At 45.8% G+C, this 13,009-nt stretch carries 9 protein-coding genes; 2 read left to right on the top strand and 7 right to left on the bottom strand.

Translation table 11 applies throughout. The features are described from left to right. Nucleotides 1–185: 185 nt before the first annotated feature. The 3 genes from HHL16_RS16895 to HHL16_RS16885 form a co-directional block, all read right to left on the bottom strand. Complete coding sequence (locus tag HHL16_RS16895; RefSeq protein ID WP_169426354.1) at nt 186–1,343, bottom strand: FecR family protein; 1,158 nt, start codon at nt 1,341–1,343, stop codon at nt 186–188. A 104-nt stretch (nt 1,344–1,447) separates the two neighbouring features. Next, entirely contained in the window at nt 1,448–2,047 is a 600-nt protein-coding gene (locus HHL16_RS16890; protein ID WP_169426353.1) for an RNA polymerase sigma-70 factor, read from the bottom strand. A gap of 10 nt (nt 2,048–2,057) precedes the next feature. Beyond that, entirely contained in the window at nt 2,058–2,720 is a 663-nt protein-coding gene (locus HHL16_RS16885; RefSeq protein WP_169426352.1) for an alpha/beta family hydrolase, read from the bottom strand. 178 nt (nt 2,721–2,898) lie between these two features. Between HHL16_RS16885 and HHL16_RS16880 the strand changes: the two genes are divergently transcribed. Together HHL16_RS16880 and HHL16_RS16875 are read left to right on the top strand one after the other, a co-directional pair. Beyond that, nucleotides 2,899–3,768 carry a hypothetical protein gene (locus HHL16_RS16880; protein WP_169426351.1) on the top strand — a complete coding sequence of 290 codons (870 nt, stop codon included), beginning with the start codon at nt 2,899–2,901 and terminating at the stop codon, nt 3,766–3,768. A 146-nt stretch (nt 3,769–3,914) separates the two neighbouring features. Further along, a complete protein-coding gene (locus HHL16_RS16875; RefSeq protein WP_169426350.1) occupies nt 3,915–5,114 on the top strand; it encodes an AhpC/TSA family protein in 1,200 nt (399 codons plus the stop codon). Nucleotides 5,115–5,207: 93 nt separating this feature from the next. Here HHL16_RS16875 and HHL16_RS16870 read toward each other — a convergent pair whose 3' ends face one another. From HHL16_RS16870 to HHL16_RS16855, 4 genes are all read right to left on the bottom strand, one after another. Beyond that, entirely contained in the window at nt 5,208–6,695 is a 1,488-nt protein-coding gene (locus tag HHL16_RS16870) for a RagB/SusD family nutrient uptake outer membrane protein (RefSeq protein ID WP_169426349.1), read from the bottom strand. A gap of 20 nt (nt 6,696–6,715) precedes the next feature. After that, nucleotides 6,716–9,877, bottom strand: a complete 3,162-nt coding sequence (locus tag HHL16_RS16865) for a SusC/RagA family TonB-linked outer membrane protein (RefSeq protein ID WP_169426348.1) — start codon at nt 9,875–9,877, stop codon at nt 6,716–6,718. A gap of 796 nt (nt 9,878–10,673) precedes the next feature. Continuing rightward, the gene (locus HHL16_RS16860; RefSeq protein WP_169426347.1) at nt 10,674–11,657 is read right to left on the bottom strand and encodes a T9SS type A sorting domain-containing protein; all 984 of its coding nucleotides are present in this window, start codon (nt 11,655–11,657) and stop codon (nt 10,674–10,676) included. A 43-nt stretch (nt 11,658–11,700) separates the two neighbouring features. Further along, entirely contained in the window at nt 11,701–12,912 is a 1,212-nt protein-coding gene (locus HHL16_RS16855; RefSeq protein ID WP_169426346.1) for a tail fiber domain-containing protein, read from the bottom strand. Between the last annotated feature and the right edge of the window lie 97 nt (nt 12,913–13,009).

The following is a 13,009-nucleotide window of genomic DNA, read 5'->3' as shown; positions in this document are numbered from 1 at the left end:
ACCCCTTCTCTTTAAATGGTTTTGAAAAAGCAGGGGTTGGAGGAAATGCTTTGGTTGCATACCTTTACTTGGTTTAAGTTTAACAATAAGCAGTTGCGAAATACTCTTTGCGTTAACATTAATCGAACCGGGGACAGGACGCCAATCTTTGCTCCCGGTTTTTTTATGTTACCTGCAGTCTGTGATTATGGTTGTATCAGTATTTTTCTGTTGTTGATGAATGTATATTTTATGCCGGTAGTGCCGGCGATTCCTTTTAACACTTGTGTGAGTGTTAATGAACGACCGATATCTCCGGTGAAAGTTTTAGCAGGCATTGTACCTGAATAGTCCACTTCTATATCGTACCAGCGCGATAACTGACGCATCACCGTTTTTACATTTGCATCCCTGAAAGAGAACCATCCGTTCTTCCAGGCAACCACTGCATCGGTTTGCACCGTTGTTGGTTTTGACAGTCTGGAAGATGCATCACCACTGTTTTTCACGGCAATCTGTTCTGATGGCTTCAGCAATACATTTTCGACTTTCACACTGCCTTCGAGCAGAGTTACCTTCATGTCCGATTCATCGTCATAGGCATTGACGTTGAAATGAGTTCCTAACACCGTGATGTTGGTATTACCCTTCTTTACGATGAATGGTTGTTTTGGATTCTTCGCCACTTCGAAGTAGGCTTCGCCGGTAACTTCCACATCTCTCGATGTGCCTGAGTTGCTGGTAAAATATTTTACAGAAGATGCAGAGTTGAGCCAGATTCTGGTACCGTCTGCCAATTCGATATTCACTACTTTACTGCCGCGGGGATTTACCAATGTGTTGTATCGCTGCTCAGTTGCTTCACCATTATACACTACATGGCCATTCTTGTCTTTTGTAATAGCTACGCTACCTTGCTGTAATGCAGTAAGGCTGTCGAGCAATACAATAGAACCATCAGCCAGCTGAATATGCGCGTTGGTGGAATTGGGAGCAGGTACGTCGATCTTAGTTTGTACAATTTCAATAGGTGGCTGCTGTCTGTTGAACAGGGTGAAGTAGAGCGCCGCCATCAATACCAATAAAACAGATGCTGCTGCAATCCAGCGCAGACGGCCTTTCCGGCGGATAGGAACAACCGGCGCATCTTCGGCTGATTCAAACAGATTTTGGAAAAAGAGCTCTTTCTTCGCTTCCGGAAATTCATGTTCTCCGCCACTGTTTTCCCAGACGGGTTGTAACAATAGCATCACCTCATCCTGCAGAGCAGGCTCCAGCAGCAGGCCCATCAGTTCAGTTCGCTCCCGAGCATTCAGTTGTCTGGATAAATGCTTCGCGAACAATTCTTGTAATCGTTCTTTCATGCTTTGATCAATTCAGAATAGGAAAAGTAAAATGGTAACAGCAGACGTTCAGTAACTATAAGAGTCTGCACAAAATCGAATGGGGGAGAAAAAAATAAATTTTTCTACAGAGCAGTCAATTCCCAGATAATGAGAATGGCGATTGCCTGTGAACCATATTGTTTGCCGATTTCGGAACGCAGAAATTTAAGTGCATTGGCGAGATGAGACTTCACCGTTTCGAAGCCAATGCCCATGCGCTGGGCAATCTCTTCATATTTGAGTCCTTCTTCGCGGCTCAGCAGAAATACTTCCCGTTGGCGGGGAGTGAGCTGTTCAACCAACGATTGGATAAAATGAGTGATCTCTTTGCTCAGCAAGGGTTTGCCGGCTTCATCCACCGGTGTGCCCTGCTGTTTCAGGTGTTGAAGCACCAGTTCTTCCCTGGCCACTCTTTGCAGGCTGCGATAGACTTTGCTATGTGCAATCCGGTGGAGGTAGGCATTGAAATTTTCAATTTCATGGAGGCGGTGGCGGATATTCCAGATTTCGAGAAATACATCCTGCACTATGTCCTCCGTTACTTCGTGTGAGTTGGTTATTTTAAATGAGTAGGAGTAAACCCGGCGCTGATACTGATCGAACAGTTGTCGGAAGGCCAGTGAATTTCCTTCGGCAACCTGTTGAAGCAGCAGCGGTTCATTGTATGGTGGGGTTAGATCCAAGTACCCGAAATTAGAGGTTTTTTGTTTTTTTCGCCAGCCATTTCTGAGTGGCTTCCACCAGCAGGGGAATCATTTCCTTTTTGCCGGCTTTGAAAGAATGGTCTGCTCCTTCGAATTTCACCAGCGTGGCTTTTTTCAGTCCATCACATACTTCCTCCATCATATCGATATTGGCGAGGGTATCGCGTGTGCCCTGCAGAAAAAGCATCGGTACTTTTACCTGTTGCAGATGTTCTGCTCTGTCGATGCCCGGTTTGCCCGGTTGGTGCAGCGGAAAGCCGAAGAAGATAATTCCTTTTACATCCTTGCGCGGGTTGGCAGAGAGGTATTGGGACGACATCCTTCCTCCAAATGATTTGCCTGCTGCAAATACAGGAAGCTCCGGATACAGGGCAATGGCTTTATCGATGGCGGCTTCGATGGTCTTATGGGCAACAGCCGGAGAATCCGGTCTCTTCTTTTGTTGCTCTGCAAAAGGAAAATTGAAGCGGAGTGTGGCAATGCCGGCCGCTGCCAGTGCAGCCGATAAATTTTCCATGAACACATGCTGCATTCCCGCACCTGCGCCATGGGCAAGCGTTAGGATGCAGGTTGGTTTCGACGGAGCCACGAGAATGGCCGAGACTTTACCTATTTCAGGTGATACGGATATGCTGATCGATTTCGTAGGCATGATTGTTAACTTTTCAATACAGTGGAAAGATAAGTTAAACAACAGAGCTGGCCTGCAAAACGATGAACAAATTGATAATGCCCTCTGTTGAAGAAATCTGTTCCATGCAGCTACGCAGGACAGGATTTATTTTTTAATATTGACAGATCTAAAAAAGCATCTAAAAAACCGGATTTATATGAAAGTTGCACTTGTTGGTTATCAGGAACAGGCAAGGTACTCAGTTGGAGTTACCAATGATGAAAGCCGCGACCTGCTTACGTTTCTCGCAGGCAAAGGACTCGATGTTACTGCAGTGGTTTGGAACGATTCAACTGTTCAGTGGAAAGAATACAATGTGGTGATCATCAAATCACCCTGGGATTATCATGAAAACTTAACCGAATTCATCGAATGGCTCGATATGCTCGAAGGGCTCCATATCAAAGTGCTGAACCCTGTTGAGGTGGTGAAATGGAACAGCAACAAGCGCTACCTGCTGGAGATTGCCGACAAAGGGCTTAAAGTGATCCCGTCTGGTTATCTCGAAAAAGGTTCTACTTTCGACGGCCGCTACTTCGATCAGTTCAATACAGATAAGCTGGTAATTAAGCCTTGTGTGAGTGCCGGCGCAAAAAATACGCTGATTATCGATAAGGCAGATTTGGCTGAGAGGACAAACGAAATTGATGCCCTTATCGCAGAAGAAGATTTTCTGGTGCAGCCATTCATCAAAGAAATAAAAGAAGGGGAGTGGTCGTTTCTGTTCTTCAATGGTGCATACAGCCACAGCGTTTTGAAAACACCGAAACAGGGAGATTTCAGAGTGCAGCACTATCATGGTGGAAGCATCAGCTACCCTGCACCGCAACAGGATTACATCACTCAGGCAGCTGAATATGTTGCGGCAGCACCGGCTCAAACACTGTATGCGCGCGTGGATGGTGTTATCAAAGATGGTGTGTTTCAACTGATGGAACTTGAAATGATTGAACCATACCTGTATTTCGATGGAGACAACGAAAGACTGGAACGATACTACAGCGCACTGATCGCATTAACAGCATAGATAAAAACTTATGCTAATAATAGAAAGCCTTCCAGCTCTATGGGAGGCTTTTTTTATGGTCCATTGCCCCGTCGGTTATTCCGCACCACTCTTTATTTCAGGCGAAGTTTCATCGCCTGAAAAAAACCAAAACCAACCGGTGTATTATGAAATATCTTTTTCTCATAAGCCTGTGCCTGCCTGTATTTGCTGTTGCACAGAAAAAACAATCTGCAGCAACGTTCACCCTCGATGGCAGCATACAACAAGCAGGAACGTTGAATTCTTTCATCTATCTGCAGTTCAAGCAAAACGGAGTACAGCAACTCGACAGCGCTGTGATAAAAAACGGGAAGTATTCTTTCAAAGGCAGGATTGCTTACCCCACAAAGGCTGTGCTTTATGTTGCGGTACCTGATACCACTAAAACGTATTATGATCGTACCCGTTTGCTCAAACCATACGAGTATAATTTTTACCTGGATGCAGGTAAATTGCAGATTGAAACTGCCAATACACTGCGCGCTTCAACTATAAAAGGATCTGCATCACAAGTGGATGCGGACCTGCTGGAACAACTGCTGCAAGTACCTTCCCGCAGAATGGACAGCATCTATCGGGTAGAGGGTAAGGCCGCTTACGATAAAAAAGATTCTCTCGGAATTGCAGCCTATCTCAAAAAATTGTATCAGGCAGAGGATGAGAAAGACTCCATTCGTTGGCGCTTCATGGAAACACACGCAACATCCGGCATTACGCTCGATTTGTTGATAGATGAAACCCGTTCTTTCCTCGATCCTGCAAAAGTAGCTCCTTTGTTCAGCCGCATGCAGCCTGCATTACAGGCTTCCGCCGAAGGCAAGGCATTTGCAAAACGCATTGAAAAAGCGAAGCTTACCGGAGTGGGTGCCGATGCGCCTGATTTTGTGCTGAACGATTCAACCGGACAAGCCATCCGCTTTTCTCAGTACAAAGGAAAACTGGTATTGCTCGATTTCTGGGGCAGCTGGTGCTGGCCCTGCCGCATGAGTAATCCGCATCTGAAACAATTGTATGCCGAATACAAAGAGCAGGGATTTGAAATAGTGGCGGTATCTCATGAACGAGGTGGATCGCTGCAACAACAGCAACTGAAATGGAAGAAAGCCATTCAGGAAGACGGCCTTCATTGGGTGAATCTGATGAACAACGACGGAACGCATCCGGATGATGTAACGAAGCTATACGATGTAACCGCTTTTCCTACCAAACTGCTGATTGGCCGTGATGGCCGCATTATCAGAAGGCTTGTTGGCAATACCACCACTAAACAGGATGCGCTGGAACAATTGATCAAAGAGCATCTGGCAGAGCCGGCTAAGAATTAAGTGCCGGCTAAAAAAATACAGACAAAAAAAGAGCCGCCCGCAGATGCGTGGCGGCCTAGTCTACACGAGAAAAATATATCAGAGGGTGTTATCTTATCTCCATCCTCCATTGGAGGTATTCTTGCCATCTGCTTTTGCTACAGTACCAAAAGTATAGTAGGGTGGTTTTTCACCGAAGGTCTGCAACACTTTGGCAGGCAGCGGAAGATGCAATGGTGTTCCTTTCTGGAGTAAATCGAGTTTGCGCATTTCAAAGTACTGCAAGCCAATTCCGGTGGTGTACAATTCCACGAATCTTTCGTGGTGAATGGCTTCCACCAGTTTTGCGAGGTCGGGCGCAACAACAGGCATTTGTCCTCTGGTAACACGCGTGCCTGTATTGATAAGCGTTGCCGCATCGTTCAATGCTCCTTTATATGCAGCGGCTTCGGCTTTCAGCAGTACGTTCTCCGCAGCAAGTATTACTGGTTTGGGGCCAATGGCGTTTACATAAACATCATCATATCTTTTTGATCTGTAGGTAGAGAAATGATAATAACCGCGACCGGCATTGAACCAGTTGGAAGGCACAAACTCAAAGTCTGATTTCAAACGCTTGTCTATTGGGTTGGTAGATTCAGGTGGGCGTGGAAACGAAGCGCTGTTGTCCCAGTGTGCGGGCTGTGTTACGGGGTCCATCATATTTACGGTATACATATCCGTCATGCCCCATCCATTTGAAGTGAGGTAATCGCCTGCTTCATCATACCAGTTTACTGCACCGTCCATTATTATTGTAAAATCACTGGTGATACCAGCAGCTGCATATGCCTGCACTTTGGTCCAGTCGACAGCGGCCAGGTCAGTTTTGTTTCTTGGCACATAAGAAAGAATCCTTGCTGCCAGGGTGTTGCATAGTTTTTTAAGGTCATCATTGCTGTAATCGTCAGCAGTGCCCAGCCATGCAGCGGGAATTGTAAATTCGGTAGCGCAATATTTAATGGCAGTATCGAGATAAGCAACAGCGGCTTTCGATACCTCCAGATAACCTACAGCCTTGGTAACTGAAGGCTCCACTGTTTTTTTCTCATCTACCAGAAATGCTTTGTCGAACAGCAGGGACAGATTGCCATAAGCAACACCCTGAATGAACTTTGTAAAAGCGCGCACTTTTTCATTGCCGCCTGCTCCTTCAACGTTTACGCCGCTATCCACAGCAAAGTAGATCAGTGATGCTGTGGTGATTGCTGCATACATTTTATTGAAAGTGTATTCTGTAAGGCCTGCATTCGAATAGGTAGGTGAGTTATCCCAGCTATTGTCTCTTGGTTCGAACGACATATCGCGCAAGCCATAGTTTCCCCAGGAGCAGGTTACATTATCCGCAGCAGTAGCCAGCATATTCTTCATGCCGGCAGCAGCATTCTCTCCATCATATACGATGGTGTAAAGGCCGCTCGACAGATTCTCCAGATCCGCACCGGTTTTGTATACCTTTTTATAATCAGGTTGATTGGGGTTGGCTACGTCCAGTTCGCTCTTAGAGCAGCCTGCGGCCAAAGCAATGAAGCACGTCAGCAATATTATATTTATCTGTTTCATCGTTGTTAAGTTTGCAGGTGTTAGAATTCCAGCGTTAATGAGAATGAATAGTTGCGATAGTTGGGGTTCGCATAGATGCCATCATATGGAATTCTGATAGAACCGATCTCAGGATCATACCCTGAGTAATTGGTAAACGTCAGCAGGTTTCTTCCTATCGCTCTGAAATTTGCACCTTTGAAAATATTTTTTCCATTGAACAAATGATTCAACGCCTTGCGTGGGATCGAGTAACCAATGGCCAGCTCCCTCAGTTTCAGATAGCTTCCATCTTCTACCCAGTATTTGTTGGCATCGTTCTTATCGTACAGGCCGGTTGCCCAGTAGTCGTATGCTTTCTTTTTATCCGGAGCTACATTGGTCATGTCCATTCTCTGGCTAACATAGTTGAATGCGAGCCTTTGCTCCTTACCATTGTAGATGTCTCCGCCATTTTTCCAGTCGAGCAGAAAATACAGCGTAAAGTTTTTGTAGTTGAGTGTATTTGAAATACCCATCATGAATTTTGGATTGCCATCACCGATCTTGCCATACCAGTCGGCACCGTTTTCTTTCAGGCGAACCGGCAATTCATTGGGAGTTCCCTGAGATCCTTTGGGCACTACATAACCATCGGAGTTCACTTCATAATCGCCGATGCCTTTGCCGGAAGGAAGTTGCTGGGCCATCTGATCGAGCGTGCGTACAAACTGATAGCCATACATGGCTCCGTATGTTTCTCCTTCTTTGATCCAGATCATTTGCTGATCGCCCAATGAGGCGGAGCCCAGCAGATAAGGCGCTCTTGGCAATGAAGTGATCTTTTGTCTGGTACGTGAGAAAACGATGTTGGAGTTCCAGGAGAAGTCCTTTGTTTTTATCCAGTTGGCACCGAAAGTTGCTTCAATGGTATTCGACTTTACGGTACCTGCATTTTGATATTGTGAAGAAAAGCCATCGTTCAGGAATGTGATCAACGGAATGTTGAGGAACTGATCTTCCGTAACTGAACTGGCGTAGATCAGTTCGAGATTGAATTTGTTGAGGAATCCAACGTTCAATCCTACTTCATTTTCTGTGGTCTTCGATGGTTTCAGATTGGTGTTCCCCTTTTGTCTGGGTTCTGCTTTGCCATTGGCAAGAGAGTAAGTTTCATAATGCCAGTCGAAGCCAGGTCTGATACCGGAGATACCGCGTGCTGCACGGATCTTCAATTCATCAATTCCGTCGATATGGAGATCCTGACTGATGCGGTAGGCAGCTGATATTCTGTAGTAGGGATTCCAGCGGGCATCACTGCCGAACAAAGAAGATCCGTCGTAGCGGAACATTCCATCGAGCAGGAGTTTCCCTTTGTAATCCACACCGAGGATGGCAAAATAGTTTTGTGCCTTCTCGGTTTCTTCATAAGAGTTGGTGCTGATGTTTTTCTGGTCGAAGTTTTTGAAGTTTTCTATCCCGGAGATCTTGAACTTGCTGCCCGACATATAATCGTAACTGTACTTCCGGCTTTCATACAAATAGGAGAGTTTTCCTTTCAGGGAGAAATCTCCGAAATCGCCGCTTAGATTTACTGTTACCTGCGTATTCTGATTATTGGTTTTGGAATTCGCTACGGACATGCCTCCGTCTGTGTACGACATTTTATTGTTGGCATCTGTTCCGCCGGATTGAGTCCAGAAATCTTTGGGAGTGATGATGGTGTATTTGTAGTTCTCCATTTCAATCGAATGGGAAACATCTACATTCGCCCACTTGGTGAGCCTGAGATTCATGGCAAAGTTTCCGAGCCAGCGATTGGTTTTCTCATTTCTCTTTCTTTTGTAGAGATCGTATAATGGATTGGTAGCTTCCTGAATAAACTGATTGGAGCGCAAATAATATGGCTGGCCATCGGGGTTGAGACCGCCGAGGTCTACATCGCGCTCCTGGCGTGCGATAGCGTAGAAGATGCCACCTGCATTGGCTGGTGAAAGTCCATCACCGCTATTGTTTGTGCCGGGGTATTGAACGCTGCGGAGAATGTACAGATTAGACATGCTGAACTTCAGCCAGGGAGTGATTTCCTGATCGAGATTGAATCTGATGTTCTGTCTTTTATAGCCATTGGTTAAAGCGATTACACCGCGTTGCGCATTGTTTTCGAATGAGGCGTAAATATTGTTCCTCTCTGTTCTGTTGGCAACCGAAACGAAGTTGGTGTAGTTGTAGCCACGAACGAAGAACTCCTTCTGCTGGTTTCTGAAAACACCGTAGGGATTGTCTAAGTAATGATCATCATCTATCTTTCTATCTCCTTTGATGCCCAGATTGAACCCGGCTCCCATGTAATCTCCGGGATAGGTAACACCATCATATTTGGTATATCTTCCTTTGGCGCTTTCCCAGTCGCTGGCCAGTTTATAAGGATGTGCATTGGCAACTTTCAGTTCGCTTGCCAGTTGCTGAATGCCATATTCATTTCTAACAGTGATGGCCGGCTTGTTGGCCGCTATGAATTTTCCGCGTTTGGTAATGATGGAAATAACGCCATTGCCTGCTCTCGATCCATACAATGCAGATGCGGCGGCGCCTTTTACTACTTCAATGGATTCAACGTCGTCTGAGTTTACGTCTGCGAGAGATCCGGTCATAATAACTCCGTCGATCAGAATCAATGGTGATGAGCCTACGTTCAGGTTGTTATCGGCTCTCAATTGTATGTCCAGTGATTCTCCAGGCATCCCTCCGAATGAAGTGGCTTTGAGACCTGCTACTTTACCGGTTAATGCAGAGGACAGTGAGTTGGGTGGAACGGCATTGAGTTTGTCTGATGTGATCTTGGTTACCGAAACCGTCATTTTTGCTCTGGAAGTAGCGCCGGCAACGCCTGTTACAATGATCTCCCCTAACACAGATTCATTCGATTTCAGGCTTACGGTATACGTAGTGTTCTGATTTATTTTTATGTCCTTTGTTTCATAACTCACACCGGAAACAGACAACACATCTCCCGGATTCACAGCAATGGAAAATTTGCCATCTGCATCGGAGGTTGTACCGGTTTGTTTTCCTTTGATGATAATGGAAGCGCCTCCAATGGGGTTTCCCAATGCATCAGTTACCTTTCCGGTAACTGTTTTTGTTTGTGCGTAAATATTTCCGGCAAACAGCAACGCCAGAAACACCAGCACACAGTGAAGTAATCTGAAATTTTTTCTCATTGTCAGTTTTGTTTTAATTGAATAACAGTCGTGAAATGCTTCGCAGCATTCAGGGAAATATGGAAAAAATGTAAATGGGCCTTACGAATATGAAATAGGAATATCACCTGCATGGAACAGCCATTCCAGCAAAAGCCGGTTCACAGAACAGTGCTCACCAATGATATTGGCTAAAAAACTTTGGTAATCATGGCATACTGCGTGCGCAGCTTAGAAGAAATATCAACGATCTTCTGCTTATCTCTGAAACAGGAAAGCAGTTTGTTGAGCAGGCTGCAGAGGCCTTCTCAGATCTAGGGTACATGATAAGATTGTAACTCTAATGTACAGATTATTTGGTAAAAACAAGGATAGGTAAAAAATAATTCCGGCACATAGTGTTATGCTTTTTTTTACTATGGGTTGCCTTTTTTCTATGATACGTAGCATGTGTAAAATGAAGGGGATAATGATGCAGTGGATATTTGAAGTCTTTTGAAAGCCTTGTCAGTTCTGGCGTTGATGGAGATTGATTGATGAATAATTGCTGAAGGATAGGAGACGAAATTTGCAGATACACAAATATTAATGGCCAGGAACCTGATCGATGAAACGCCGTTTCCTGTCTATAGAAGGATGGATGTTTAGGCGTTCCGGAAGTGATTTTACAGGATAACTTTATTGGTTGCTATTTTGCACTTTTTCAGGCAGAGGCCGTAAGTGCTACCCTTAGAAAAAGGCGGTGCAATTTTAGTATCGCACCGCCTTCGGCAAGAAAGATTATGTAGAAATTATCATGGTCTGCTATGATGTTCTCCTATCTGATCAGCAATTGACTGGATGTCTCTTTGCCGTCTGCTGTTTTGATCCTCACCAGGTAAGTTCCCGCAGGAACTGAAGTCAGATGATATTGTTCCTGATATCCTTTCCATGTTTTAACCATCATGCCTCCCGAAGTAAATACAGAAACCTGAACAACATTACCGGAAGCTACACCTGCAATGCTGAAATACGATTTTGCCGGGTTTGGTAAGATGGTCATCTGATTGCTCAATCTTCCGGGAGCAACAAGCACTATTTTGGAAATCGTTTGTCTGCCGTCCAGATCGGTTTGCCGTATACGGTAGTACAATGTTCCGGCATATCCGGGACGATCGGTGTGCTGATACGTACTTCTGTTCGATTGATTGGTGGCAGGTATGCGGGCGGCAGCTACAGTCCACTGCTGCGCATTGGTGCTTCGTTCTACATCGAAATGACTCACCTGATATTCCTGTTCGGTGATCCATTGTATGTTCACTGCATCTTCTTTGCGCGATGCAGATACCGATACCCATTGCAATGGGAGTGCAGCTGATGCGGCAAGTATCAGCTCGTTCACCGGCAGATTGGTTAAGCCCGTTGCATCCACGAAATTATTGGTGGCATCGGGTGTACTTGTTCCTGCCAGTTGCCAGGCACTGCCATTCCAGGAAACCACTTTCAGGGTTGATTCGGCCAGCCCATTCAGCTCGCTGTCCGCATATGGAAACCGGATGTTTCCACTAAAAAGAAATGGTGATGGCGCTATCAGAAAAACCCTGCTCACATACGGATCTGTAAATGTGTTGGTCACCGTAGCATTTCTGTTGGCTGATGTATTTGTTAGCGTTACAGGTGATGTAGGATTGAACAATAACCCGTTAAATGAAAACTGAGTTCCCGCATTGATCACCAGTTGTCCGTTCCCGACCACTATTTGCTGTGCAACGGATGCATAACCGGTTGAAAGCAATGCAAGCATTATTTGAATAATTCGCATGTTGATTTTTTTTACACATGAATGGTGTTGCGATCAGGGTGCTCTATCTGGCAGATGCGGAACGGCGCTTTCTGCCCAGCATCAATCCGATCCCAACTCCTGCAATCAGCAGGAACAACGGAATGGACAATCCTGCCTGTTCGTTTTTGCCCGATGCAACAATTTTTTCAAGTGCAGTCAATCGTTGCTGCAGTAATTCATTTTCCGAAGCCAATGTCTTCATGTGTTGTGTATGCAGGTTCGTTCTGGCATCGAGGGCCTGAATGCCTGCGAGTGCAACTCCATCCGCATCCACTGTGCCGATGGCTTTTTCATCGGTTCCCAATCCGAATGCAGCATAGAAGTCCTGAGCAGTAGGGCCGATATGTCTGATCTGATCATTTTCAGTTTTGTAGTTCCAGCTTTTGATCGGCAGTCTGCAGATCCTGGCCAGTATATCATTGTCTGAAATATCCTGAAAATTGCGTTTGCGATGCACATCGGAAGTATTGGTCCATACGCCACTTGTAGAGAGATAAGCTCCGGTGGAGGTGGAGATCACTGCATTCGACTGGCCCCAGTTGCTGACACTGGCACCCGACTGAAGGGTAACGCCTGTACTGAGGTTGGATGCAGTGAATATGCGGAAGCCACCAGATACACGCCAGTTAGCGCTATGGTTAACTCCTGCTCTGAGTGTGTCTACAGTTGAGCGATCGGCAAATACAAAACTTCCCTGCCTTGCATTGGTATGTGCATGATAGCCCATCGCCACGGAAGCCGCGCCACTGGCCGTGTTTTGTTCACCTACAGCGAAGCTGGAGACCTGCGCTGCCACACATCTTTTACCAAAAGCAACGGCGTTATCTGCAGATGCTCTGGTATCTTCTCCAATTGCCAGAGACCATGATCCAATATTGGCATCATCCCAGAAAGTGCCTGTGGTTTGTCCTGCACGGAATGCCGCTTTTTCAGGATACCAAAGCATTCGCGTACCCGCACCTTCTGCCAGAATTTTTCCGGGATTTCCATCGAAGTCTCCGCCAACGAACAGCCCGCCATTTACGTGCAAGCTCATGCGGGTATTGAGTGAGGCATCGCGGAATGCCGCTAAAGTATCCGGTACCTGCGCACGAAGCAATGCAGGAATCAAAAGCATCGCCATCGCTAAAGTGCCAGCCAGGCTGCGATATTGTCTGAAGTAAGCGTTTCTGTTAGGTTTTGCTGAAAGGGCTTTGCGGAATTGGCCGCCATCAAAGCGTAGAGTGTTGCACATAAGCATCAATTGTTTGTTTTTGAATCGGTTTTTTTTACGGAATAACCATTGCCCGGTGACCGGACAACAATACGTATCGCTACTTCAGACTTCAGAG

This window comes from Pseudoflavitalea sp. G-6-1-2 (genome assembly GCF_012927185.1).
In the GTDB taxonomy this organism is placed as follows: domain Bacteria; phylum Bacteroidota; class Bacteroidia; order Chitinophagales; family Chitinophagaceae; genus Pseudobacter.
The sequence above is the reverse complement of the archived record's forward strand: the minus strand, read 5'-3'. Positions and strand labels throughout refer to the sequence as shown.

What these genes read in the sequence shown, in the direction of transcription:
- HHL16_RS16870 (WP_169426349.1), bottom strand. Translation starts at nt 6,695, where the DNA reads ATGAAACAGATAAATATAATATTGCTGACGTGCTTCATTGCTTTGGCC.
- HHL16_RS16895 (WP_169426354.1), bottom strand. Translation starts at nt 1,343, where the DNA reads ATGAAAGAACGATTACAAGAATTGTTCGCGAAGCATTTATCCAGACAA.
- HHL16_RS16875 (WP_169426350.1), top strand. Translation starts at nt 3,915, where the DNA reads ATGAAATATCTTTTTCTCATAAGCCTGTGCCTGCCTGTATTTGCTGTT.
- HHL16_RS16885 (WP_169426352.1), bottom strand. Translation starts at nt 2,720, where the DNA reads ATGCCTACGAAATCGATCAGCATATCCGTATCACCTGAAATAGGTAAA.
- HHL16_RS16880 (WP_169426351.1), top strand. Translation starts at nt 2,899, where the DNA reads ATGAAAGTTGCACTTGTTGGTTATCAGGAACAGGCAAGGTACTCAGTT.
- HHL16_RS16855 (WP_169426346.1), bottom strand. Translation starts at nt 12,912, where the DNA reads ATGTGCAACACTCTACGCTTTGATGGCGGCCAATTCCGCAAAGCCCTT.
- HHL16_RS16865 (WP_169426348.1), bottom strand. Translation starts at nt 9,877, where the DNA reads ATGAGAAAAAATTTCAGATTACTTCACTGTGTGCTGGTGTTTCTGGCG.
- HHL16_RS16860 (WP_169426347.1), bottom strand. Translation starts at nt 11,657, where the DNA reads ATGCGAATTATTCAAATAATGCTTGCATTGCTTTCAACCGGTTATGCA.